The 26,416-nt window shown below is 31.0% G+C and carries 24 protein-coding genes; 14 read left to right on the top strand and 10 right to left on the bottom strand.

All coding sequences use genetic code 11. The features are described 5' to 3' along the window. Positions 1-9: 9 nt before the first annotated feature. From H0I32_RS09100 to H0I32_RS09090, 3 genes are all read right to left on the bottom strand, one after another. Positions 10-942 (bottom strand): tryptophan 2,3-dioxygenase family protein, encoded by a 933-nt coding sequence (locus H0I32_RS09100; RefSeq protein WP_179313587.1) that lies wholly within the window; start codon positions 940-942, stop codon positions 10-12. A gap of 7 nt (positions 943-949) precedes the next feature. Then, complete coding sequence (locus tag H0I32_RS09095) at positions 950-1,732, bottom strand: DUF3108 domain-containing protein (protein ID WP_173586182.1); 783 nt, start codon at positions 1,730-1,732, stop codon at positions 950-952. A gap of 323 nt (positions 1,733-2,055) precedes the next feature. Further along, on the bottom strand, positions 2,056-2,532 hold the full coding sequence (locus H0I32_RS09090; RefSeq protein WP_173586181.1) for a CCC motif membrane protein: 477 nt from the start codon (positions 2,530-2,532) through the stop codon (positions 2,056-2,058). A 1,014-nt stretch (positions 2,533-3,546) separates the two neighbouring features. Here H0I32_RS09090 and H0I32_RS09085 point away from each other — a divergent pair. The 6 genes from H0I32_RS09085 (at position 3,547) to pth (ending at position 8,984) form a co-directional block, all read left to right on the top strand. After that, complete coding sequence (locus H0I32_RS09085; RefSeq protein ID WP_179313588.1) at positions 3,547-3,723, top strand: hypothetical protein; 177 nt, start codon at positions 3,547-3,549, stop codon at positions 3,721-3,723. An 8-nt stretch (positions 3,724-3,731) separates the two neighbouring features. Beyond that, positions 3,732-4,445: a GLPGLI family protein gene (locus H0I32_RS09080; protein WP_179313589.1), complete on the top strand. Its 714-nt coding sequence runs from the start codon at positions 3,732-3,734 to the stop codon at positions 4,443-4,445. Positions 4,446-4,537: 92 nt separating this feature from the next. After that, positions 4,538-4,738 carry a hypothetical protein gene (locus H0I32_RS09075; protein ID WP_179313590.1) on the top strand — a complete coding sequence of 67 codons (201 nt, stop codon included), beginning with the start codon at positions 4,538-4,540 and terminating at the stop codon, positions 4,736-4,738. Between the two features lie 73 nt (positions 4,739-4,811). Continuing rightward, positions 4,812-5,540, top strand: coding sequence for a GLPGLI family protein (locus H0I32_RS09070; RefSeq protein ID WP_173586177.1), 729 nt, complete (start codon positions 4,812-4,814; stop codon positions 5,538-5,540). A 50-nt stretch (positions 5,541-5,590) separates the two neighbouring features. Then, positions 5,591-8,242 carry a carboxypeptidase-like regulatory domain-containing protein gene (locus H0I32_RS09065; protein WP_246293600.1) on the top strand — a complete coding sequence of 884 codons (2,652 nt, stop codon included), beginning with the start codon at positions 5,591-5,593 and terminating at the stop codon, positions 8,240-8,242. A 109-nt stretch (positions 8,243-8,351) separates the two neighbouring features. Beyond that, the gene (gene pth, locus H0I32_RS09060) at positions 8,352-8,984 is read left to right on the top strand and encodes an aminoacyl-tRNA hydrolase (protein ID WP_179313592.1); all 633 of its coding nucleotides are present in this window, start codon (positions 8,352-8,354) and stop codon (positions 8,982-8,984) included. A gap of 56 nt (positions 8,985-9,040) precedes the next feature. Here pth and H0I32_RS09055 read toward each other — a convergent pair whose 3' ends face one another. Next, positions 9,041-12,352 carry a reprolysin-like metallopeptidase gene (locus tag H0I32_RS09055; protein ID WP_179313593.1) on the bottom strand — a complete coding sequence of 1,104 codons (3,312 nt, stop codon included), beginning with the start codon at positions 12,350-12,352 and terminating at the stop codon, positions 9,041-9,043. 94 nt (positions 12,353-12,446) lie between these two features. Between H0I32_RS09055 and H0I32_RS09050 the strand changes: the two genes are divergently transcribed. The 3 genes from H0I32_RS09050 (at position 12,447) to serS (ending at position 16,109) form a co-directional block, all read left to right on the top strand. Further along, positions 12,447-13,352 (top strand): bifunctional riboflavin kinase/FAD synthetase, encoded by a 906-nt coding sequence (locus H0I32_RS09050; RefSeq protein WP_217363212.1) that lies wholly within the window; start codon positions 12,447-12,449, stop codon positions 13,350-13,352. After that, positions 13,349-14,662: an HTTM domain-containing protein gene (locus tag H0I32_RS09045; protein ID WP_179313594.1), complete on the top strand. Its 1,314-nt coding sequence runs from the start codon at positions 13,349-13,351 to the stop codon at positions 14,660-14,662. The genes H0I32_RS09050 and H0I32_RS09045 overlap by 4 nt, the downstream gene beginning before the upstream one ends. A gap of 175 nt (positions 14,663-14,837) precedes the next feature. Beyond that, entirely contained in the window at positions 14,838-16,109 is a 1,272-nt protein-coding gene (serS, locus tag H0I32_RS09040; RefSeq protein WP_179313595.1) for a serine--tRNA ligase, read from the top strand. Between the two features lie 278 nt (positions 16,110-16,387). On the opposite strand, the gene H0I32_RS09035 is transcribed toward serS, so the two are convergent. Continuing rightward, positions 16,388-17,341, bottom strand: coding sequence for an NAD-dependent epimerase/dehydratase family protein (locus tag H0I32_RS09035; RefSeq protein WP_179313596.1), 954 nt, complete (start codon positions 17,339-17,341; stop codon positions 16,388-16,390). A gap of 173 nt (positions 17,342-17,514) precedes the next feature. Here H0I32_RS09035 and H0I32_RS09030 point away from each other — a divergent pair, with 173 nt between their 5' ends. After that, positions 17,515-18,042, top strand: coding sequence for a hypothetical protein (locus H0I32_RS09030; RefSeq protein WP_179313597.1), 528 nt, complete (start codon positions 17,515-17,517; stop codon positions 18,040-18,042). A gap of 94 nt (positions 18,043-18,136) precedes the next feature. Further along, on the top strand, positions 18,137-20,203 hold the full coding sequence (locus H0I32_RS09025) for a M13 family metallopeptidase (RefSeq protein WP_179313598.1): 2,067 nt from the start codon (positions 18,137-18,139) through the stop codon (positions 20,201-20,203). Positions 20,204-20,275: 72 nt separating this feature from the next. Here H0I32_RS09025 and H0I32_RS09020 read toward each other — a convergent pair whose 3' ends face one another. Together H0I32_RS09020 and H0I32_RS09015 are read right to left on the bottom strand one after the other, a co-directional pair. Continuing rightward, positions 20,276-20,989, bottom strand: coding sequence for a hypothetical protein (locus tag H0I32_RS09020; RefSeq protein WP_179313599.1), 714 nt, complete (start codon positions 20,987-20,989; stop codon positions 20,276-20,278). 93 nt (positions 20,990-21,082) lie between these two features. Continuing rightward, complete coding sequence (locus H0I32_RS09015) at positions 21,083-21,892, bottom strand: NAD(P)H-binding protein (RefSeq protein WP_179313600.1); 810 nt, start codon at positions 21,890-21,892, stop codon at positions 21,083-21,085. Positions 21,893-22,013: 121 nt separating this feature from the next. On the opposite strand from H0I32_RS09015, the gene H0I32_RS09010 reads away from it, so the two are divergent. Continuing rightward, positions 22,014-22,496, top strand: coding sequence for a CBS domain-containing protein (locus tag H0I32_RS09010; RefSeq protein WP_173586167.1), 483 nt, complete (start codon positions 22,014-22,016; stop codon positions 22,494-22,496). Here H0I32_RS09010 and H0I32_RS09005 read toward each other — a convergent pair. Together H0I32_RS09005 and H0I32_RS09000 are read right to left on the bottom strand one after the other, a co-directional pair. Then, a complete protein-coding gene (locus H0I32_RS09005; protein WP_179313601.1) occupies positions 22,493-22,843 on the bottom strand; it encodes a hypothetical protein in 351 nt (116 codons plus the stop codon). The two genes, H0I32_RS09010 and H0I32_RS09005, sit on opposite strands and share 4 nt — an antisense overlap. Positions 22,844-22,884: 41 nt before the next feature. Further along, positions 22,885-23,529 (bottom strand): spermidine synthase, encoded by a 645-nt coding sequence (locus H0I32_RS09000; RefSeq protein ID WP_179313602.1) that lies wholly within the window; start codon positions 23,527-23,529, stop codon positions 22,885-22,887. 204 nt (positions 23,530-23,733) lie between these two features. Between H0I32_RS09000 and H0I32_RS08995 the strand changes: the two genes are divergently transcribed. Further along, positions 23,734-24,129, top strand: coding sequence for a hypothetical protein (locus H0I32_RS08995; RefSeq protein WP_173586164.1), 396 nt, complete (start codon positions 23,734-23,736; stop codon positions 24,127-24,129). A 45-nt stretch (positions 24,130-24,174) separates the two neighbouring features. Here H0I32_RS08995 and H0I32_RS08990 read toward each other — a convergent pair whose 3' ends face one another. Continuing rightward, positions 24,175-25,176: an NAD(P)H-dependent glycerol-3-phosphate dehydrogenase gene (locus tag H0I32_RS08990; protein WP_173586163.1), complete on the bottom strand. Its 1,002-nt coding sequence runs from the start codon at positions 25,174-25,176 to the stop codon at positions 24,175-24,177. A 235-nt stretch (positions 25,177-25,411) separates the two neighbouring features. Between H0I32_RS08990 and H0I32_RS08985 the strand changes: the two genes are divergently transcribed. After that, positions 25,412-26,353 (top strand): nicotinic acid mononucleotide adenyltransferase, encoded by a 942-nt coding sequence (locus H0I32_RS08985; RefSeq protein ID WP_179313603.1) that lies wholly within the window; start codon positions 25,412-25,414, stop codon positions 26,351-26,353. Positions 26,354-26,416: the final 63 nt, after the last annotated feature.

Here is a 26,416-nt window from a genome sequence, read left to right as displayed (position 1 = left end):
ATTAATCGCTTATAAATTATTTCCCCAATTTTCTACTTCTTCTTTACTCCAGAGTTCCGGAAAGAAAATACGCTTCTGATATTTTGGATGCATATATTTTTTCCAATTACTTCCTCCTGTAGCTTCACCATCTCCAATACCACTATCTATGTAATGTTTTGCTGCATTGTAATGTGCCATTACCCAAGAAACATTAACCGTATAATCGTAATGACGCATTGCTTTTATAAGCGTTTTGCTTTTCTGATCTTTCTCTGGTAACTCCTTAAAACGCGTCCAAAGATTTTTGGTGTTATAGGTTTCCATAAACCTTAAAAATTCATCTTTATAACGTTTTTCAAAATTAACTAAAAGTGTGGATTTTTTACCAGTTTTATGGTCTTTTCCTGCGGCTTGCCAATATAAATGTTCAAAGGCGTGAGTAAAAAGCGTTTCCCTGTCAATATCTTTTCTAAATCTATAATCTATGAGATTAATTAATTCGGTTGAAGCAAATTCAATTAGTCTATATTGAGCACTTTGAAAACCACTTGCAGGCGTAAGGGTATATCTAAACTTCATGTATTGTTCTACATCCATTCCTTCTCTCATAATATTAAAAGAGGTTGAAAGCATATCGAAATAACGACTAACACGCATTAGTTTATTTTCGAAAAACGTAACATCTAAATCTTCTTTTTCTGCGACTTGAGCTATTTCCCAAAGAATCATTTTAAAAAGTAATTCGTTAATTTGATGGTAGGCAATAAAAACCATTTCATCTGGAAGTGTGGTACGTTGAATTTGCAGATTCAACAAAGCATCAGTTTGTATATAGTCCCAATAGGTTATGGGTTTACTGTAAAGAAGACCATATAAATGGTCGTCTGTATCTTGATCTATTTTTGCGTACTTTTCTTCAAGCGCTTTTACAATATCATCGTAATTTTTTTGCTCTGACATATTTAAATTATTCTTTGTAAATGATTTCAAACGGATGTTTTAAACCTTTAAAAGCAACTAACTCTGCTCTTAAAGAACCTACCGCTAAATCTGCTTTTATTTTTAATGGAATTTTATTTTTATCCTCGCTTACCCATAACGTTAAGCTTTCTTCTTCTTTAAATACACGACCTGCCATAACGTAAGGTCTAAACTTAAGCGCTTTAACTTTACCAAATTCAGTCTTAATAATTTCTTTCCCTAAATATTTTATTTTGAAGCCATAATTCTCTTCATCAAAAAACATATTCGTCTTTATTTCATCTCCTACTTTTAAAGATGGAATATCAATTTTGTTTCTAAGATGATAATACATGGATACCATATCTTGAACATCTTTCTCAGTAGAAACTGTACTTATTTCATTTTTCTTAAGATTCTTTACTTGTGCTAACCTAGAATCATGATCAAAATTAATTTCAATGTCTTTGGTATGACCGCCTTCATCTATTTTTCTAATAAATTTATACGGTACACCTGTTTCTCTATCAAAATAACTTTCATAGCGGTCTTTTACTTTAAAAAACCATTTTATAGCACCGGTGGTCCAACCTTTTCCGACAACATGGTAAACAGGTTTTCCTTTTAAATTTGTTTCATTAACCGATAGTGTTGCGTTACCTGCTTTTAGAAAACCACTATAACTCATTTCAAACTTAAACCATTCGCCACCTTGAAAAGCAGATTGCTTCTCACCATTAGGCGCTTGGAATCCCACAAAAAATAATATGATAGTAAATAAATGTTTCATGTTCTTATATCTAGTTATTTACGGTCACATACGCTCGCTATTAATTACCTCTCCGATATAATTTATTCTTAAATTACTCGACTCATAACCTCTAGTTTGTAAATATAATTAATGTGACGCATTTTTTATGTTACAAGCATCACAAATACAATTACCGTTCCAAATGTAATAATAACAAGGCAATCATATATTTCTTTTCTAAAACATCACCTAACAGCTTAGTTGGCGTTAAGCGAATGAAAATCAAGTTTTATTTAAACAAAAAACGCGTCTAACTTTAAAAAGTTAAACGCGTTTTTGTATTTTAAAGTCTCTCTTCTTTTTTATAATTCTTCAACCTGAACTGAATCTACCTCTTCTTCTTCTATAATATATGCATCATCATCCCAATTTTCAGAACTCTCTGGCTCTATAGTTGTTTCGTATTCAGACTCGTAATAATAATCATCTTCTTCAAAATTTCCATTTTGGATACCATCTAAAACGGCAGATGAAACTAAAGTACCATAAAAAGCAAGTGCAGCAAGTGCAAAAAGAACTACTAAACCATTAAGTACAATGGCAATAATATTTATAATCCTTGCGGTATTTACATTACTTCTAGACTGTGGATTGAAAGCCTCTGGGTTTTCGCCAAACTCTCTTAAACTTTTATTTGCCATCACCAGACCAATAATAGACATTGCTAATGGAATAATTGCCGTAATACCATAACAGCAACAACCAGCAATACCCATAACTAATGCTAATATTCCTAAAATAAGTGCTAATGGATCTGCAGGTAATTTGTTTTGATTCATCTTTAAGTTTTTATTTGAATTTTATTGTTTACTAATTAATGTTCTTACCAGGATTAAAAATAATCTCTATTTAAAATATTTGAGTATTAAAACCTTTAGATTGCACTCAAAATCACTAGGAATTAACAAATTTGAAAGTACAAAAATGCATATTTATTCTGAATACTTTGTTATGATGGAATAAAAGTGATTTTTTTTCTAGACCAAAACAGTTTCAATTCCTTGCCTCTATACTCTTTTGGATTTATTTTAAATGATCTATTAATTGTTTTCAACTTAAAAATAAAAAAGCAACATCTATTAATTTTGAAATGAAAAACCTTGACAATAACTACCAAAATGATTTCAATTTATCTAGAGGATGTGGCACTTTAGAAGATATATTTACCCAAACCCCTAATAGTAAATGTGTTATGATCTAAAGATTTATAGACTCTATTGTGAATGATTATTTGAAATCCCTAATTTTAAAGATTGATTCTATTTTAAAAACCGCAACAACATATTCACCCACAAAAATTTAACGTCAAAACTCAAACTCAAAACTGTTAAATTTTTAATTATCTCACGATTTTAATTACGGTTTTTCCACAGCGTAATTACGGAAAAACCGTAAACTTAAAATTGATAGAAAATTCTCATAATTCCCTTGGCTACTTCTATTTTTTATTTTTAGATTTACAGCGTTGGAAACCACATTTAGAGCAATTTAGAAGTCACTCTTTATGTTTCAACCAACAAAAAAATGTTTAAACATATAACTTGCGCAAGCTTTTTATTTTGTTAAAGAATACAATAGCAAAAAAAAATGACTTCTACTTCTCATTTTCTTAATGAGAGAACAAATGACTTCTAAATTTAAAAGACTTCTATTCCCTAAATTTTAGGGAGACATTATTTATTAACTAACCTGTCTTAAAAAATATGATGGGTTTAAAATCTTAAATTATGAAGAAAAAAGTATTTAGCCTTATGGCTGTGGTAATGTTTATGTGAAGCATGAATGCTTCTAAAATGGATAATAAAAGCTATGAACTCGAAGCCACCTCCTGTTTTGAGCAAGGGCATTATTATGCTCAATGGTGGGGTTCTGTAACAGGTGCGACCGCGATTCAAAGAGTGCAAATGACATTATTATACGCTGAGTTGTGCGAACAAGAAAAAGCAAACAGATTTAATCAACAAGCTTAAACATACTTATGAAAAAATTGTACTTCATATTTCTAATTATTCCTATATGTTCATTTTCACAATCAAATATTGAAATTCACTACGAATCAAACATTTCGATTGATTTTGACACACTCAAAGGACCTGAAAATTTTAAAAAAATCTTAAAAAGTTCATTAAGCAAATCTAATTTAATAAATTACATTTTAATGGTTAATGAAACTAAAGGTTTATCTATTTTCAAAAAAGACGAATATAATGATCCATCGATATCAAAATTGGACTTATTAACAATTAATCAAATTCTTAACATCGAAGGAATTTATATAAAGAGTAAAAATAAATTAATTCATGATTACAATATTTTAGACAAAAACTTAAAAGTTGATGTCGAAAAAAGAGTAAGTTGGAATTTAGTTAATGAGAAGAAAAAAATCGGAAATTATATTTGTTTAAAAGCAATCGGAGAAATAGAATATGGAAAAAATAAAGGTGAAATCGTTGAAGCTTGGTATGCACCAAAAATCCCATTGTCATATGGCCCAGTAGCTTACGATGGCTTACCAGGTTTAATATTTGAAATAAAAGAAAAAAATTATTCCCTTTATGTAAAAAAAATTGAATATACCGATAAAGATATAAAAATTGAAGTACCAAATCAAGATCAATTAATTACTGAAAAACAGGCTGATAAGCTTATAGATGAAATGAACAAAAAAGCTGAAGAATATTTTAAAAATTAAAATATTTGTTTCTGAGCAATATGTTTGACGAGTTAAAAGCAACTTGTTTTTCAAAAACTATTATCCCTATAGTTAAGGCTGTGGTAATGTTTATGAGTAGTTCATTAATGGTAAATGCGAATACACAAAACGAGGATTTAGATAGTGGAACTTGTTTTGATGTAGCTGCTTCTGCTGAACAAAATTTCATGAACGATATGGCCAATAGACTTCAAATCATTCCATCAGATATGGCAGCATATAATGTGTTTGCAGCAGCATATGATGCTTGTAACGAAGCTGGAGGGCAATAAAGAGGATTTGAATCAATAAATTATCCAGACAGTTAAAGGTGAAATTTTAACTGTCTTTTACAAATATGCGCTTATGGCTAAAAAATATATTTCATTCTTAATATTTTACTTTTTTTCTATATCAATGTTTTGCCAAATAGGTAATGCGGTTTATGGTAAACAATTAGAATCGTTAAGTATTAATAAATCAGGCACTTCAGATGATATAGATCAATCTATTAAAAAAATATTAGAAAATCTTGAAACGCACGAATATCAATTAGTATTTAATGATAGAGAAGCTTTTTACAAAAAAAATAAATCGTTAAACAGTAATGTAAATCCTATTGTCAAAGCAATGACAGAAGGGGTTGCTAATTTCAAAGGCACTATATTCTTTGATAGTAGTTCTGAAATAGTTTTACACGAACTAGAATTCGCTGGTGTGAATTACCTTATAAAAAAAAATAAAATAGACTGGATTTTAACTAAAGACACATTACAAATTGATAATTACCTGTGTTATAAAGCAAAAACCACTATTATTATAAACAACCTTAAAGGCAAACACGAATTAGAAGTTATAGCTTGGTATGCGCCAGAAATTCCAATACCTTATGGGCCAGATGGTTATGGAGGATTGCCAGGTTTAATTCTACAGCTTAATAATAATGGCATCATAACGTCTTTGAAAAAAATAGAATTCTTTAAAAAGGATAAAACAATCGATATAGAATTGCCTACAAAAGGCGAAAAAGTTTCTGAAGATGAATTTAGCAGTATAGTTGCTAAACAATATGCAAACAGAAAAAATAAATATTGAAAGCTTTGTTAAAATTTTCATCAAAATATATTGTTGTAACCCTGCTATTTTTGGCAGGATTTTCTTCTTTTATTAATGCCCAACAAATCAAAGTCTCAGGTAAAGTATCAGACACCTTACAAAACCCTCTAAGCTACTCCAACATCCTAGCCATCCCCAAAGCAGACGACCAAGACGTTAAATTCGCCATCACCGAAAACGATGGCAGCTACAAACTTGGCTTAGCAAAAAACCAAACCTACGAACTCACGGTAAGTTATTTGGGCTACAAACCACAAACGATTATTATAACTACCACAGACCAAAACCTCTCTAAAAACTTCATCCTCAAAGAAAACCCAGACCAACTAGACGAGGTTAACATAAAATACACACCACCAATAACCGTAAAAAAAGACACCATCACTTACGATGTTTCTAAATTTGTAACTGGAGAAGAACGCAAACTAAGAGATGCTTTAAAAAAATTACCAGGCGTAGAAGTAGATAGAGCAGGTAATGTGATGGTAAATGGCAAAAAAGTAACCAAAGTCTTAGTAGAAAACAAAACCTTTTTTACAGGCAATAGTAAATTGGCTGTAAATAATATACCAGCAGATGCCGTAGAAAAAATAGAAGTTTTAGATAATTACAATGAGGTGGCTATGCTAAAAGGCTTGCAAGACTCTGAGGTTATGGCAATGAATATCTTATTAAAAGAAGACAAAAAGAAATTTGTGTTTGGTGATATAGAAGCTGGTGCTGGCATTGAAGAGCGATATTTGTTGCATCCTAATTTGTTTTATTACAGCCCAAAAACCAATGTTAATTTTATAGGCGACTTAAACAACCAAGGAATAAAAAGTTTTAGTTTTAGAGATTATTTAGAATTTGAAGGTGGTTTTGGTAAACTACTAGATGATGCTGGTAATTATTTTAGTTTATTTAATAGCGATTTTGCGCAATACCTCAATAACCAAGATTTTACAGATAATACTAACCAATTTGGAGCTTTAAATATTAGGCAATCCGTTTCTAAACATACAGATATTAGTGGTTATTTAATTACATCTAACTCTAAGACCCAAACAGCTAGCAATACGCTAAATTCTTACCAAAATATTGCAGACCCTTTTACTGAAGATAGAACAGTTGCCAATAATCTCAATAACTTTTTTACCATCGGCAAGGTCACCGTTGACTACGATCCAACTTACAAACAAGATTTTGCATACAACGCCTTTGTAAAGGTTACAAATAATGACAGTCATGGTCTTGTAAATACGGTGACCCTAAATGAAAGTAACAACATAACTACCTTAACCGATGTTACGGCACTTAATCTAAAACAAAACATTACTTACAGTCGCAAATTATCTAAAGCGCACACAGCAACCTTAGAAGCGACTTATAATTTTCAGAATGATAAACCGATTACCGAGTGGCTAACTAATCAGCAGATTTTACAAGGTTTAATCCCTTTGGAAGATGATGCTGTTTACAATATTCTACAGACTAAAAGATCAACGTCGCATAATTTTAACGCCATTATAAAAGACTATTGGGTAATTAATAACTTTAACCACCTCTATACAAGTTTAGGCGTTAATACATCTTTTAACGATTTCTACAATGAAGATGTACAATTACTTAATGATGGTAGTATTAATAATTTTAGCTCTGCTGGTTTTGGCAATGATTTTGGCTATAGTTTTATAGACACCTATTTGGGATTAGAGTATAAATTCCAAATTGGCATTGCCACGTTTAAACCTGCTGTGTTTTATCATGGGTATTTATGGAGAACGCAACAGTTTGAAGACTCAGAAACGTTTTCTAAAAATCTAGTTTTGCCACAATTCACAACAAAAGTAGAATTTAATAATAGCGAAAAACTCAATTTTAAATACAAACTGAATGCTCGCTTTCCTGGTATCAACCAATTAGCTAATAATTTTGTACTCTCAAATTTTAATAGTGTTTATAGAGGCAATAATCAACTAGAAAATCAGTTGTATCATTCTGCAACATTGAGTTATTATAAATTTAGTTTGTTTAGAGGTCTTAACTTTAACTTAAACACCAGTTTTAATAAACGCTTAAAAACTATAAAAACAGTTTCTGAACTTAATGGTATAGAATCCTTTAACACAACCACTATGTTTGATCAGCCAGAACATAACTGGGTGCTTAGTGGGCGCATTTCAAAAAAAATAAATAAAATTAGCTATAACCTGAGTAGTCGTTTTAGTTATAATGATTTTTATCAAATTTTAAATGACGAAACCAATCTTAATATTTCAAAATCTATCGCTTCCACCATTGGCATAGAAACATCTTTTAAAAATTATCCCAACGTAGAGATTAATTACACCAAAGATTTTAATAACTATAAAGCCTTAAATAACGTCTCTAATTTTGAAAATGACCAATTAGAAGTCATCTTAGAATACGATTTTTTAAAGGATTTTATCTTTAAAGCAGATTATACCTTTGATAATTACAACAACAAAAGTCTCGATACCAAAACCACTTTTGACACGGCAAATGCATCGTTATTCTACCAAATTGAAGATAGTCCTTGGGGATTTGAGATAAATGCTACTAACCTTTTTGATACACGTTTTAAACAACAGAATTCGTTCAACGCTTTTGTAATTAGTGATAGTAGAACATTTATTCTACCTCGTATTGTGATGTTTAAAGTGAGCTACAAATTGTAAGTCTGTATATAAACAGCTTCAAAAACTAAATCCACAAACCAAAGACCATAACGATATAATTAGTTTTTAGTCAACTTCTTTTTATTTTTACACCAAGCAAGACTGCGCTATGCAAAATTTATTTAAAAAATTGTTCGGTTTTAGTGATAAACCAGAACTCACAGAAGAAGATACAATGAAAAAATTCTTAATTGTTGGCTTAGGAAACATAGGCGAAAAATATGCGAATACTAGACATAACATTGGCTTTAAAATTCTAGATTATTTAGCCGAAACAAATGATATTCTTTTTGAAACTGTAAAACTTGGTGATGTTTCTACATTGAAAATAAAGGGAAGAACTTTAATCCTTTTAAAGCCTAGTACATTTATGAACCTTAGTGGAAAGGCTATAAAATATTGGCTAGAGAAAGAAAAAATACCTTTAGAAAATCTACTCGTTATAACCGATGATTTAAATCTTCCTTTTGGATCGCTTAGACTAAAAACCAAAGGTAGTGCCGGAGGCCATAACGGCCTAAAGGACACACAAGATAAATTACAAACTGGAAGCTATAACCGTTTTAGATTTGGTATTAGTGATGCATTTAGCACAGGCCGACAAATTGATTATGTTCTTGGTGAATGGACCGATGAAGAAAACACACAACTTAAGGAACGCTTAAAAATTTCGGCAGAACTTGTAAAATCTTTTGCATTAGCGGGAGTAAATACCACAATGAATCAATTTAATGGAAAATAAAAAAAGCGGTCTAAAAATTTAATTTAGACCGCTTTTTAAGTTAAAATATTTTAATATTAGTTAACTACAATCTTCTTAATACTTTCAAAAAGACCATCTGTAATTTTAATTAAATAGACACCAGACTGTACTTGGTTTAAATCTATTTTTTCATCAAAGCTTTGATTGGCATTAAATTGCTCTTCAAAGATTCTTCTTCCATTAATATCGTAAACAGCAATTTTTATTTTAGTAGATTGTGGGTTACCGATTAAAATATTAAAAGAACCATTATTAGGATTAGGATAAATAGTTAAATCAGAATCTAAAGCTACTTCATCAACCGATAAGGTTGGCTCTAAACATAAATCTAATGTAAATTCTTCAATTGAACCACCATCTAGTGCCGTATCATCTACCACTGTTAAAACCCAATTTCCTGCAGAAGGCTCACCATATAATAATGACAAATCTCCTTCAGGCAAAAAGCTACCCGTAAATGGAGCAGAAGCATTAACAATAGATGCAGAAGCCTCTGAATCAAATATTGTTTCGGTATAATTATTTTCATTCCCTCCATTATCTGTTGATAATTCTATTGTTGTTCCACTTGGACTTGTTAAAGAGATATCTAAATCACTAGTATAAGTATGACTAATATTTATTAAAACAGCGACATCTGTAATAACTCCTTCTTCTACAATATTTAATATAGACGTATAAGTTACGTTTCCTGCTGCAGAAATATTAATTGGAGTATCTAAAGAACTATAAAAATCACAATCTACACTTGATGTCGTAAAATTATTTACCGAAAAACCACCCAATGCACAATCATTTATACCTCTAACTCTCCAAAAATAAGAAGTCATTAAACTTAAAGTAGATATTGTATAAGTTGGACTGTTAATAACAGAAGTCTCTATAACATCTGTAAATTCAGAATCTGTAGCAATATCAATCTCATAAGATGTTGCGTTAACATCTTCTTCCCAAGTAAAAACAACTGAACCTACTAAAACACCTGCAGATCCATTAGTAGGAGTTAATAAATTTAATGGAGAAAAATTAGAAGTAAATACATCAAAATCTAAATCGATCGTCTTTATTATTGATCCCGATGTTGCTTCTATTGTAAAAGGATAATTACCTGCAGCTAAATTTTCTATTCCACTTACATTTACCATTACCATTGTATCATCCACACTAGCAACTGAAGGCGAAAATAATACCGAGGCTCCTGTTGGCAACCCTTGAGCACTAAATGTCGTTGTTGCAGAAAACCCTGAGATGGTATTATAAGTAAAATTAAACACGGCATCATCAGGAGAACAAACCTCAACCCTATTTTCTTCATAATTCAATACAAATTCAGCTTCTTGAATACTAAAATTTGTTGAATTTATAGCATAAAAAATATTATCATTCGCTTCAACTTTTACCCTAACAGTAGAAGAACCTCCATTAATGATAGGCACTGTTATGATCTGTTCTCCATCATTAGGAACAGCAGAAACCAAAAGATAAGGATACGTATATCCACCATCAGTAGATAGCAAAATATTAACTGTTGATGTATTTACGTTACCTGTATCTGTACCTGCAACATCCCAAGTAACGACCTGGCTAGATTCAGCATCCCAAGTTTCATTGGCAGATTGAGATGTTACAACAAACGGACCTACTGTTGCATCTACATTTACAAGCATAGTATCAAAATCGCTTTGAGGTGTTAAACCAACGCCATTACCCTCACTTCTATCTCTAACTGTTAGTGCAAAATTTAAAGATCTTGCAACATTAGACACAGTCTCCCAAGAAGTGTTATCAGTTGTTTCAACAGGGTTAGATTCTGTTAATTCACCAGAAACTACACGTTCAATTATCGGCATATAACGATCCTTTGAGGTACTTGGAGGTCGTGATCTCCAAACAGCTCCTGAAGTCTTATCTGGACCAAAATTTGAAAATGACGATACACCATCATCTATTTGCTCCCAAGTATATGTTAACACATCATCTGTGTCAGTGTCTGTTGCATCACCTTTAAGCACAAAAGCAGTTCCCATAGGGATAGTATAATCTGAACCCGCATCTGCTATTGGCGCATTGTTAACAATAGTAGTACCAACCCAGCAAGTTCTACTTTCTAAATTATTTAAAATTTGTGCAATACTATAATAATGAAAATAAGGATCCGAATGATCCTGTACATCATTACTTCCTGTAATTCCAGCATAACCCATTATAGTTGTACCACTACCTGGCTCTGCATTTACACCTGTTCCTTCAGAAGAATTAGAAAATGTATGATTTGCTCCCATTTGGTGACCCATTTCATGTGGTACATAATCAATATCAAAAAAATCAGTCATATAAGGACCTCCGTTATTATCCGTAAACTCATGTGCTGAAAAACCACTTCCTTTAGAACCATCTACACAAACGCAACCAATACAACCTGCATTACCGTTATTATTATCATAAGCAAATAAATGCCCAATATCATAGTTTTCTTCGCCTATTACACTTGTTAATGTTGACTGTAATTCTGAATTATAACTTCCTGTATAAGGATCGTCGTCTTCATCTACATATATAATCTCTTCACCTGTAACTAAAGTGAAAGACACTGCCATATCAACCTCAAATACTTCATTAAGTCTATTTAAAGTTGAAACTACCTGAGCTAAAGCATCTTCTTGAGCATTTCCATTAGCAGCATTACCGTCATCCCAAAAATTAGTATATTCTGCAGTTGTAGAAATGGCTATTCTAAGCGTTCTTAACAATTGATCATTAGCATCTCTATTGCTATTCGCTGTATCTTTAGTTTTTACAGCAAAATCTTCGGTTAAGCATTCAAAATCTTTAAGTCCCTCTTCTCGTGCTGCTCTACTATAAACAATATAAGACGTTGGGTCTGCTTTGCTTTGAGGCACTAAGAAATTCATATCATCCCCAGGGTAAGTCACCATACTTTGCAAGCCTTGTGGTGTTACACTAAAACGAGCTCTTACACCTGGTGTCTTAGTACTAAACCCTAAATACGTTTTAATATTTGGATGTAATCCTGTCAATTCTTCAGACAAAACCCTTGTTTCAACAACCGAAAAAGGTTCTAATTCCCCTTTTACATTAGGAAGATACATTGTAATATTAGATGCAGAAATTGATGCTGATCTAAGTGGTGCATTAACAAGTTGAGATTTAAAACCGTCAATATCTAGTTGATATGTTTGATAAAATTTTGAATTAAGAGTCGTTGTATTACCATTAATCCTTAATTGATTTTTTTCTGTTTTTTGCCAGTAACTCTGCTGAGCCATTACCGAAAATACAGTTAAAAAGAAGGATAATGACAAAACAAAATGTAGTTTTGTTTTCATAAGTGTTTGAGTAAAAAATTATAATTCTCCGAATTTATGTTTTTTTACAGATATACATTTAAATTTAACATCAATAACTCATAAAACGCAAAACTTGACGAATAATTCGCCAAAAGTCACAACAATAGGCACCTTTGATGGTGTACACATCGGGCATCAAAAAATACTAAAACGGGTCGTAAAACTTGCAGAAAAGCAAGGTTATACCCCTGTGGTATTAACACTTTTTCCGCATCCAAGAATGGTGCTTCAAAAAGACAATTCTATTAGACTTTTAAACACCATAGAAGAACGTGTTAAACTATTAAAAACATTAGGAATCAAGGAGGTTATTGTAAAAGAATTCACCAAAGAATTCGCTAATTTATCTGCTGAAGATTACGTACAAAAAATTTTAGTAGATGAATTAAACACCAAGCAAATTGTTATTGGTTACGATCATCATTTTGGCAAAAACAGAAGTGCTAATATTAAAGACCTTAGAGCATTTGCTAATCAATTAGATTTTAAAGTCGAAGAAATAACGGCTCAAGACATAGAAGACGTTACCATAAGTTCTACAAAAATCAGAGCCGCTTTAAACCAAGGAAAAGTAGATTTAGCAAATTCGTATTTAGGGTATAATTTCTTTATTACAGGAACTGTTATAAAAGGAAAAGAACTTGGTAGAACTATAGAGTTCCCTACAGCAAATATTGATGTAACTGCAACTTATAAATTAATACCAAATGACGGTGTTTACATTGTAAAATCTATGATCGACAATGAAACTGTTTACGGAATGATGAATATAGGTACTAACCCCACTGTGGATGGCAAAACACGCTCTATAGAAGTTCATTTTTTCGATTTTAATAAAGATCTTTACGATATAGAAATAAGAATTGAATTTTTAAAACGTTTACGTAGCGAACAAAAATTCGAGAACCTTGAAGCATTAAAAATTCAACTTAAAAACGATATGGTTAATGCCCACAATTTCATAAATAATTTAATATGAATAAGTTCCTCTTTAAGCACATAGACAATTCCGGATTAATTGTTTTTAGAATAATATTTGGGTTTCTATGCTTCCTAGAGGCCTTTGGTGCTATTTTTATAGGTTGGGTAAAACGCAATTTAATAGATCCTAAATTTACATTTTCTTTTATTGGGTTCGAATGGTTACAACCACTTCCAGGGAATTGGATGTATGTTTACTACGCTATGATGGGTATTTTTGCAATTTTTATTATGTTAGGCTATAAATACAGAACCAGCATACTGGTATTTGCTTTAATGTGGACAGCCACGTACCTAATGCAAAAAACCTCTTATAACAATCATTATTATTTACTAATGTTATTGAGCTTTTTAATGGCTTTATTACCAGCAAATCGCTATGCCTCAATAGATGTTAAACTAAACCCTTCTCTAAAAAGTATTTCGATGCCAAATTGGTGTAAGTGGCTTTTTATAGTTCAGCTTCTTATTCTTTACACCTATGCTTCAAAAGCAAAAATCTACCCAGATTGGTTAGACGGCACTGTGATGGAAATATTTATGAAAAGAAAAGAAAACTATATTCTTATTGGCGATCTTTTACAAGAGAAAACCACTCATCTCTTTTTGGCTTATGGAGGAATTTTATTTGACGGATTAATCATTCCTCTGTTATTATTTAAGCCCACTCGTAAATATGCGTTTTACGGTTCAATTTTCTTTCATTTATTTAATTCAATCGTTTTTCAAGTCGGTATATTTCCATATATGTCTTTAGCTTTTTGTTTATTCTTTTTTGAACCTAAAATTGTTAGAAACATATTCTTAAAACAAAAAGATTACTACGATACTAACGAGGTTATCATCCCTAAATACAGTAAAGTATTGGTTTCTTTCTTTTTAATTTATTTTTGTTTTCAAATAGGATTACCGTTAAGAAATCACTTTTTTAAAGATGATGTTTTATGGACAGAAGAAGGCCATAGACTATCCTGGAGAATGATGTTACGCAGCAAACAAGCTAGAATAACCTACAAAGTAATTGATGCCAATACAAATAAAATGATCCCTTTTAATATAAATTATTTTTTGACTAAAAAACAACAACGGGGAGCCAGTACAAAACCCGATGTAATATGGCAATTTTCTAAGTATATTAAACAAGATTTTGCTAAAAAGGGGATTCCGGTAAAGGTTTATGTAAATTCATTTGTAGGAGTTAATGGCAGACCTTCGCAACGATTTATAGACCCAGAAGTAGATATTGCAAATGAAGAATGGCATCCTTTTAAACATGAAGATTGGATTCTGCCTTCAAAATTAGATTAACATGACTCAAAATTAAAATTTCGCGTTAAAAAGCAACATTAAAAATAGCAGCTATTAGTTAAATGAATACTTCAATTAAAATAGACTAATTTATATTTTTTCTTGCTCATTTTCTTTTTACTTTTGTAGCTTGTTGTATACTGAATACAATTGGTTAAATACCTAAAATAAAGATATGTTACAAGTTGCTTTTATACAAGAGAATAAAGAAGACATCATTGCACGTTTAGCAAAACGAAATATTGATGCTACAGAAATGATTAATGAAGCGATTGCTTTAGACGAAGATCGCAAAGCGATACAGACTAAATTAGACAATACAAAAGCAGAATCTAACACATTATCCAAAGAAATAGGAAATCTTTTTAAATCTGGCGAAGTACAAAAAGCCAATATTTTAAAAGAAAAAACAACACAATTAAAAGAAACAACTAAGGAATTAGAACAGCATCTTGGAGATAAAGTCTATGCACTTTCTCAGTTATTGTACAGAATTCCTAATGTACCAAACCCTATTGTACCAGCTGGTAATACAGATGAAGACAATGAAGAAACCTTTAGAGAAGGAGATATTCCTAAATTACATGAAGGTGCTTTACCACATTGGGAATTAGCAAAAAAATACAACATTATAGATTTCGAATTAGGTAACAAAATTACCGGAGCCGGTTTCCCTGTTTATATTGGTAAAGGTGCAAGGTTACAACGTGCATTAATCGCTTATTTTTTAGATAAAAACACAGAAGCAGGTTATACAGAATATCAAGTACCACATTTAGTGAATGAAGCTTCTGGTTTTGGAACAGGTCAATTACCAGATAAAGAAGGACAAATGTACCATGTTACAGCAGATAATTTATACTTAATACCAACTGCTGAAGTCCCTGCTACTAACATTTTTAGAGACACACTTTTAAATGAAAATGATCTACCTATAAGTATCACAGGTTATACACCTTGTTTTAGACGTGAAGCCGGTAGTTATGGTGCTCATGTAAGAGGACTTAATAGGTTACACCAATTTGATAAAGTTGAAATACTTCGTGTTGAACATCCTGACAATTCTTACAAAGCCTTAGAAAGCATGGTAGAACATGTAAAAGGAATTCTACAAGATTTAAAATTACCATACAGAATTCTAAGATTATGTGGTGGTGATTTAGGATTTACATCTGCATTAACTTATGATTTTGAAGTATTCTCAACAGCGCAAGACCGTTGGTTAGAAATTTCTTCAATCTCTAATTTTGAAACTTTTCAAGCTAATCGTTTAAAATTACGATTTAAAAATAGTGAAGGTAAAAACGAATTATGCCACACATTAAATGGGAGTTCTTTAGCCTTACCAAGAGTATTAGCCGGAATATTAGAAAATTACCAAACAGAAGACGGTATTAAAATTCCTGAGGCATTAATTCCTTACACAGGTTTTGATATGATTTCATAATAATCTAACAAAATCCCGATGTAAAATGTTAAACTTTAATGTATTTTAACGGATATATTGGCATTTGTTCGTTTTAAACGTATTATTTTCAGTAATTTGAAGTTTTAAATTGAGAAGTTTTTTTTTCTATAATTTAAAATAGTTATATGAGTTAATAACACCTAGCCAAGATAATTGAATCATATTTTATAAATTATTGATTAATAGCACATTTATTTAGCTGGTAAAAGCCTAAACTTTGTTTAGGCTTTTTTTATTTTATAACATCTGCTTGCTTTTTAAGCATCATACTTTTTCTTCAATTGGCTTAGCATCACAGAAGTCATTTTTTCAAGATTAAAATCGTGAGACCAATTCCAATCTTTACGTGCCACACTATCATCAATAGAAGAAGGCCAACTATCAGCAATAGCTTGTCTAAAATCGGGTTGATACGTAATTTCAAACTCTGGCATTTCTGCCTTAATACTTTCTGCTATTTCTTGTGGTGTAAAACTAATAGCTGATAAATTATAAGATGACCTTATCGATAAATCTTCAGGTTCAGCAGCCATAATATCTGTAGTCGCTTTAATGGCATCATCCATAAACATCATGGGTAAATTAGTGTTTTCAGATAAAAAGCTTTCATACTTACCATTTTTTATAGCTTCGTGATATATTTCTACGGCATAGTCTGTTGTTCCTCCACCTGGCATAGCCTTATGACTAATAATACCAGGATAACGGATACTTCTTACATCTACATCATATTTATCATGGTAGTATTCACACCAACGCTCACCAACTTGTTTTGTAATTCCATAAACCGTTGTAGGTTCACAAATGGTATGTTGAGGTGTGTTTTCACTTGGAGTTGTAGGTCCAAAAACAGCAATACTGCTTGGCCAAAACACTTTTTTAATTTGTTTAGCCTTTGCTAAGTTAAGAACATGAAAAAGCGAATTCATGTTTAGATCCCAAGCTTCCATAGGGTATTTTTCTCCCGTAGCACTTAATAGAGCAGCCATTAGATAAATAGTATCTATATTATGATTAATACAACAATCTTTTAAAGCATTAAAATTTTTAGCATCTAAAATAACAAAAGGACCAGCATTAACTAGATCTAAATTACGCGTATTAATATCGCTCGCAACGACATTATCTACACCATGGATTTCTCTTAACCTAGTGGTCAATTCTGTCCCTATTTGCCCACAGGCACCGATGATTAATATTTTTGAAGACATTTATTTTATTGATAATTTTCGCCAAAAGTAATAAGAATTAATTCATTGAAATATTAAAGTTATCAGAAAACAAACTGTTTTCATTATGGATTTCTCAACTTCGTATGAAATCTATATATTAAAATAAAAAAAAGGATAGTTTAGTATATTTACAGTCAAATTAATAGCTACTTATGAAAATTAGATTTATCATTTTATGTTTGAGTTGTATTCTTGTAATTAACTGCGACGATGACACAAAGCAAAATACCGAAGTTGAAACAACCTCAACCACTGATCAGGATGCAAAAATCACTGCAAAAACAATTGAAAACATCCAATATAAAGACTTTGTACTAAGTAATGAAGCTGAAGATGCTATCGTAACTTGGGAAAAATATCATGAATTAGCAACACAGCTTAGCTATTTAAAAAGAGGAGATTTTTCGTTTTTTAATGGTGATATAGAACTATTAAAAAAGTTTATAAAAGAGTACAATGCTCAAATTCCTGAAGTATTTAGTACCAACCCTATCCTATCTAGAAATACAATTATAGAAACCGAATTATTAAAACTTAATGAAAGTCTCACTTTAGACAACATTGAACGAAACGAAAAAATAGAGAACATAAAAAGTCTTTTTATCGCATTTTCTAATTTAAATGATATGATGAATAAAAAATTAGAACGCGATATATACAGTAAAATAGTACCCGAATAATTAAATATATAAACTATAACAAGTTGTAACATTTTAAAACACCAATAGACTTATAGCTAATTATTCTCAATTAAAACTAAACAATAATAGAATTATGAAAACCAATTTTAGTCGTATAGTAGCGATATCAGGTTTAGCATTTTTTACAATAGTATCTTGTAAAGAAGAAGCTAAAAAAGAGAAAGTCATGGCAGAAGTAAAAACGCCAGGAATTGTTTTAGAAAACATGGATACCTCAGTAGATCCAAAAGATGACTTTTATAATTACGTTAATGGTAATTGGGCAAAAAGCAATACCATACCAGATGACGAATCTAGTTGGGGAGGATTTGGAGTTTTACGTAAGTCTACAAGGCATGATGTTTTAGATATTTTAAAAACATCAAAAGAATTAGGAACTTACACTGAAGGATCTGACCAAAGAAAAGCGTTATTAATTTACGAATCTGAATTAGATACTATTGCACGTAATGAAGCTGGTATTACACCACTACAACCTTTATTAGATAAAATAAATAGCATTAAAAATCTTAGCGATATGCAAACCGTTTTTGCTTCTACGTTAGGAGTTGCAGCACCATTTGCAGGTATTGGAGCTAATGCAGATCTTAATGATAGTAGTATGAATACGGCTTGGGTATTTCCAGGTGGTTTAGGCTTACAACGCGATTATTATATAGATGAAGATGAAAAAACTGTAGAAATCAGAGGTAAATACGTAGATCATATTACAAGAATGCTTCAATACATTAATTACTCAGAAGCAGATGCACGCACTGCAGCAGAAAAGATTTTAGCTTTAGAAACAGAATTAGCAAAGCCACGTCTAGATAAAGTAGCAAGTAGAGATATTAGAAATTTTAATAATCCAACGGCACTTACAGATTTACAAAAAATGGCACCTTCTATTAATTGGCAAAAATTAATGGATGATATGGGTGTTGACAAAAAAGTAGACACACTTACTGTAATGCAACCTGCTTACATGAAAGCGATGGATGCATTTTTAAAAGCGACTCCAATAGAAGACCTAAAAACAATGATGGTTTGGAATACGTTAGATAATTCAGCAAGTATGCTTACAACCGAAATGGAGAAAGCTAATTGGGAATTTTTCGGAAAAACACTTAATGGATCTAAAGCGATGCGCCCAGCAGACGAACGTGCTTTAGGAACTGTAGATGGTAGCGTAGGTGAAGCAATAGGACAATTATATGTACAAGCTAAATTTCCACCAGAAGCAAAAGTGAAAGCTGAAAAAATGATTGCAAACGTTATTAAGGCTTTTCAAAACAGAATTAATAAGCTAGACTGGATGAGCGAAGAAACAAAAAAGAAAGCCATTGTTAAGCTTGATAAATTTACCGTTAAGATTGCTTACCCAGATGAATGGGAAGATTATTCAACTATGCAAATAGAAGAAGGTAATACTTATGCAGAAAACATGATGGCTGTTGGTGCTTGGGCTCAAAAGAAAAACTTAGAAGACATTAACGAACCTGTTGATAAATCTAAATGGGGAATGGCCCCACAAACTGTTAATGCATATTTTAACCCAATGAACAATGAGATTGTTTTTCCTGCGGCTATTTTACAACCTCCTTTTTACAACTACACAGCTGATGAAGCTGTAAATTATGGTGGAATTGGTGCTGTAATTGGTCATGAAATCTCTCATGCTTTTGATGATTCTGGTGCGCGTTTTGACGGAGATGGAAATGTAAATAACTGGTGGACACCGGAAGATTTAGTAGAATTTGAAAAAAGAGGAAAAGCTTTAGCGGATCAATATTCTGCTATTGAAGTTTTAGATAGCGTTTACATTAACGGAGCTTATACTCTAGGAGAAAACATTGGAGATCTTGGTGGTGTACTAGGTGCTTATGATGGTTTACAACTTTATTTTGAAGAACATGGAAGACCAGAAAACATTGATGGTTTTACACCAGAACAACGCTTCTTTATGTCTTGGGCTACTGTATGGAGAACATTAACAAGAGAAGAGGGATTAAGATCACAAATTAAATCTGATCCACACTCTCCTGGAATTTATAGAGCGACACAACCTTTAAAAAATATAGACGCTTTCTATGAGGCTTTTAATATTAAAGAAGGAGATTCAATGTATTTAGCACCTGAAAAGCGTGTAAGAATCTGGTAAATAAATCAATCTAGATATCATAAAAAAAGCAGCTCAATGAGCTGCTTTTTTTATATAATGTATAAGAAGAAATTAATTTTTATTCCCTGTAGCTTGTTGTGCACGTTGTGCTTTTTGAGCTTCTAATGCTTCTCTACTTATTTTAGCTAAATTAAAATTAGGATCAATAGCTAAAGCGTCATTCATAAATTTTAGTGCAGTATCTATATTTTCAGTATTGTTTTCTGTAAACGTTAAAAGTCCTTTTAAATACAACAAACTAGCTTTCATAGAAGTTTCGTAAGGTTGTTGGCGCTCATAAAAAGCACGTTTCATATCGTCTTTTACATTAGCTAAACCATATTCTATATTTAATTTCGCTCCTGCTAAATCTTTAGTTTGAATTTTCATATCTGCTAATTCATAAGCCAAGTAAACATTAGGATCACGCTTATAAAGCACTTCAAAATGATCAAGTGCCATTTTTGGTTGATTTAAGTTTTTTAACGCTAATGCTTTTACCTCAACATTCATATCAGAATCTGTTGCATTTTTTTCAATTCCAATAGTATTTAAAGCTTGCATATATTGTCCATCAGAAAGGTAAATGTATGCTAAAGTATCTTTACGTGCCACAGAAGGCTCTATAACTTCGAGATGTGTCATAGCATTAATAACGCCTTGAGTATCTCCTTGTTTTTTCATTTGTTTGTAATAGGCTTCAAAATGATTTTTCAGTTCTGTATTGCTTTGCGCAAAAATACTTACCGAAAATAACATAAGAATTGCAATTGTAATAGTCTTCATCTGTCCTTAAGTTTATTGTTCTTTAATTTATTGAAAATATGAGGTTAAATCTATAAAAATTAATAAGAAAAGGTCTTAAAAATCTATTAATTTCTAAGGCACCACTTTAAAAGTATAATTCAAAAGTTGTACCAATATTTTACTTTCTACAATTTTCCCTTTACTTTCTTCTGCAGCACTAAATTCTGGTAAGGGTAAATTTTTGGCAGCACAGTAATTTGTATAATAGTCTTTTTTACAAATATGGCTTGGATAAACAGCATTTAATGTCTTATCCCAAAAGTCTTTTTTTAGAACATGAGTAATCACTGAAATGCAATCTTTTTTATGAATTAAATTTATTGGGGCTTTTGGATTTGAAATATCGGTTCTCCCAGATAAAAATTTTCCAGGATGCCGATCATCACCTATCAAACCACCAAAACGCAGAATTGTCGTTTTAAAATTAGGATTCACTTGAAGCATTTTTTCTATTTCAATAAGCTGTTTACCTGTTTTAGAACTTGCATTAGGAATTGTTTTAGACGTTATAACAGGAAAAGAAACTTCATCTTCATATACAGAGGTAGAGCTAATATACAAAACGTGTTTTATCTTCTGTTGTTCTATCTGATGGATTAAATGTTCTATTTCTACAACATGATTTTTATTCGGGTTTCTCCTTAATCCTGGTGGAATATTAATAATTACAGTATCACTTCCTGTTAAAAATTGAGCACATTCTTCTGAAACTCCAGATTCAGTTAAGCTTACTAAAAAGGGCGCTATACCATGTAATTTTAATACCTCTAATTTATCTCTAGAGGTTGTAGAACCTTGAACTTTAAATCCTAACTCTACCAGTTTAGTAGCCAAAGTAAACCCTAACCAACCACAACCTATAATACTAATTTGTCCTTTCAATACAATCAAATAATTTACGTGTTTAAAGATAATGAATATTTATGCCTTTACAGCTCCATTTTATTAAGTCATTAATTTTCAGTAACTTTAAGACAATCTCTAATTTATAAACAACAATCTTATGGCTATTAAAAATTTTCAAGGCGCACGTAAACAACAAAATATAACCGAAACAAAAATGTTAAGAGTCAGAGACTATATGTCTACAAATCTTATAACATTTAAACCCAATCAACCTATACAAGAAGTTGTAGAAACCTTAATAAAAAATAAAATTTCTGGTGGTCCTGTGGTAAATGATAAACAAGAATTAATTGGAATTATTTCTGAAGGAGATTGTTTAAAGCAATTAAGCGAAAGTAGATATTACAATATGCCATTAAAACATGATACTGTAGATAAACGAATGGCTATTAGTGTTGAAACCATTGATGGAAATATGAATATTTTTGATGCTACAAATAAGTTTTTAAATTCTAAGCGAAGGCGTTTCCCTATTGTTGAAAACGGTAAATTAATTGGACAAATTAGTCAAAAAGATATTTTAATTGCGGCTCTAGAGCTTAAATCTGAAAATTGGAATAGTACTACAAAAGGAAGCTAATCATCACGTTTTACTAAAGCATAATACTCACCTTCTAGTGGCAAATAACCTTGGTCGTAAACAAAGTAATAAATTGTACCCGCTTTAGTGGTATAAGTACTTGTAAAATAGTTAAAATCAAAACCTTTTTCTATAAGCTTAGCTCTAGAACATTTCAACTTTTTATTAGGATTAAGAGCTTCTAAAATTCTGTAATTTTTTCTTAATCGGTTATTGGTATTTCTAATTAGGTTCTTAGAATCCTTATTGAGACGGTTATTTTGTGCGTTTCTGCAACCATCACTACAGTATTTCTTATCAACTCTACCGATAATTAAATCACCACATTCTGGACATTTTTTTCGCATATTGTAAAATTAAGTTCTTACAATATACTAATTAAAAATCATTATAAACCACTAGCAATGATTACAGTATTGGTATTATTTACTTTTTTATAGATATCAACTTTAAATATTTTTGATTTAAAATAATTCACCAAACTATCAATTTTACTCTCATTAGAAGCCTTTACCGAAGCATTAAAGAGAATAAAACCTTTTGATGATTTTGAGTTTAAAACTGAAGTCCAAAATTCTTGACTCAAAAATTTATCAGGCACGGTAAGATCTATATAAAGGTCAACAATAATTAAATCAAAAAGTTTAGTATTTGTCTTTATAAACTGAAAAGCATCTGCACAATTAATTTTTAATTGACTATTTTCTGTAACACCAAATTCCGTTTTAGCAATATCAATAACAACGGGATCGAGTTCTACTGCTTCTATAAATTTAGTATAACCAAAATCATCCCTAAGCGTTTCAATAACACTTCCTCCACCCATGCCTAAAACTAAAACAGAATTAACACTGTTAAGGTTTATTTTCTGAAGTCCAAATTTTAAAATACGCTGTAAAGATCCATAACTGTAATTAGCATTTTCTGAATTAAGATGCTTTTTTCCGTTATACCAAGTAATTTCTAATTCACCACTATATTTTGACGTTATGGTTTTAGTAACGGGATAGATATAACTTAATATTCGCTTCATAATGGACTTAAAGGTAAGATTTATTCTACCTGTTTATAGTTTTAAAATGCTATGTAAAATTACAAATGGTATGTTTAGCACGATTATTTAGTTATTTCAAATAATTTAGCTGCGAATATCACAAATTAACACAACTAAAATGTGTTGGATTTTCTATTTTTGAAAACTGAAAGATAATACGCCTTAGATTTTAAATACCATTTTATGAAAAAAGATATTGAATTTCCAAAAGTACAAGATGTTTACGTTACTGTTGTACAAGAAAAACATTTAGAGTATAAAACTTTAGATTGGAATGCTTATATCATTAACAATAGCGATAAAGATCTAGACACCGTACTTATTGTTTCTAGAGGCTATAGCGACACCAAATTAACACCTGTAATGCGACATACTATAGCAAAACTACCCGCAAGAAGTTATGCTAAAATTGAATTTTTACAAGAGAAAGTTATAGAACTAAATAACGAGTTTAAGGTTACATTTTTTGAAGGCAACAAAATGTATGATAAAAGCTATTTATTTAGAAAAAACACCATTAATGAAAAAGCCTTACAAACGGTACCTTTAATGCAAATGAAAGGAATTCTTGTAAAATAAAATTCCTGCAAAAAGCAGGAATCTCACTATATGTTTTATAAAAGTTTAATCTAATTTATCTACTAATTTCTCAAAGACTTTTTTAGGGTTTTTATTTTCATATAAAATCTCATAAACAGCTTTAATAATTGGCAATTGCGCTTTACTCTTATTCTTTTTATTTAAGTCGTAAGCACTTTTGGTGGCGTAATATCCTTCTGCAACCATGCTCATTTCCATTTGTGCAGATTTAACGGTATAACCTTTACCTACCATGCTTCCAAACATTCTGTTACGAGAAAACACAGAATAACCCGTTACTAATAAATCACCTAAATAGGCAGAATTATTAATGTTTCGCTTCATTTTGTGTGTCTTTTTAATAAAGCGCTTCATTTCTCGAATAGCATTACTCATCAACACACTTTGAAAATTATCGCCATACCCCAAACCATGTGCAATTCCGGCAGCGATAGCATAAATATTTTTAAGCATTACGGCATATTCTATACCAATTACATCATCACTCGTTTTAGTTTTAATGTAATCGCTAGATAAATTATCTGCAATAGATTGTGCTTTTTCAGTATCGTCACAAGCAATGGTTAAATAAGATAAACGCTCTAAAGCTACTTCTTCTGCATGGCAAGGACCTGCAATGACAGCAATGTTATTAAAAGGAATATTATAGATATCATGAAAATGCTCACCGACTAATTTTCCGGTTTCGGGCATAATGCCTTTTACAGCAGAAACTATTGTTTTATTACTAATATCTACTGTAAGTTTTTCGAGTTCAGAATGAATAAAAGCAGAAGGAATAACAAAAACAAGCACATCTGCCCAATCTGCTATTTCATTAATATCATTACTTATTTTTAATTGATCTGTATGGAATTCTACCGAACTTAAATAACTAGGGTTGTGTTGTTCTTTTAAGAGATGTTCTTTAACATAAGAACTTCTCATATACCAACCGACTTCTTCTAAGTTTTCGCAAAGCATTTTTACAATTGCAGTTGCCCAACTTCCAGCGCCAAATACAGCGTATTTTGTAGTGTCACTCATAAGGTTTTAATCAATTTTAATATATCAAAAGTACATAAAAATTATAGAAAAACTCTTGTTAACACTGAGTAGAAACCATACAATTAGCATCAATTTATATAACCTAAAAAAACACTTATTGTGTATATATAAGATAATGTTCTTTATGAAAAAATTTCATAATTATAAACCATAAAAAATATTTTTGGCATATGTTTTGAAACTAAACTAAGTAGTAACTATAAACCGTTAAATTATGAAAACGACAAAACTACTCTTAGGATTTGCTTTTATAGCAACATTATTTACCTCATGTTATACTGAAGAGGTTTATATAAATGACGAGCCAGCAATATCATTAAACCAATTATTAAATTCTTACGATTTATGGTATGTCGATATTAATGCAACACAAGGTTATAATGAAACCTCATTTTTACAAATGGCATTTACTATTTCATTTAATAATGGTCGACTATACGCTAATAATAATTTAGTTGGTATAGGAAGCCAAGGTAATGGTTATGGTGTACAAATAGGAACCTATAGTGCTTATGATATGATTATAGATATAGACCATATTATTGATGGTTATGATAGCTTTGATGTATACCAAATAGATAATAATACCATTGAGTTGTACAACCCTTTTAACAACACCTCTTATTTTTTAGATGGTTACCAGAAATCTAACTTCGATTATGATTTTGTTTTCTATGATAACATTCATTATTTCTTACAAGAATATGAAGCTTGGGAGAAAACATACACAAGCAATTTTGGTGCTTTAAACGACTTTGATAACGAAAATTATTTACAATTTTTAGCTGGTGGAAATGACGATACTTTTAGAAGTTCTCAAGATCAAAATATCTATAACACTAATAATATTTATTGGGATTTTACAGGAAACTATAACGTCGGTGATATTTCTGGAAATATGTACTCAAAAAGATTAACATTAGATTATGATTTCTTTTATAATGAATTCTTCAAACTCACCGTTATAGATGACAGTACGATAGAGTTGTTACATTCAAACTCTGGTACCGTTTACGAGTTTAAAGGACGAGAATACATTGCTTATTATAGAAGTGAAAACTCGGAAGAGAAAACTACTACAGAAATAGAAAAAGTTAAAATACGTAAGCAAAAAACAAAAAAAGTAGAGAATACAAGATATAGTGAAAGAAGCTAAATTTGGTTGGTTATTTAGCTTCAAAAACGCTCAGTAAAACATATAGTTTTAACTGAGCGTTTT

This window comes from Winogradskyella sp. HaHa_3_26 (genome assembly GCF_019278425.1).
Classification (GTDB): domain Bacteria; phylum Bacteroidota; class Bacteroidia; order Flavobacteriales; family Flavobacteriaceae; genus Winogradskyella; species Winogradskyella undariae.
This window is presented reverse-complemented; position numbering and strand designations above follow the sequence as displayed.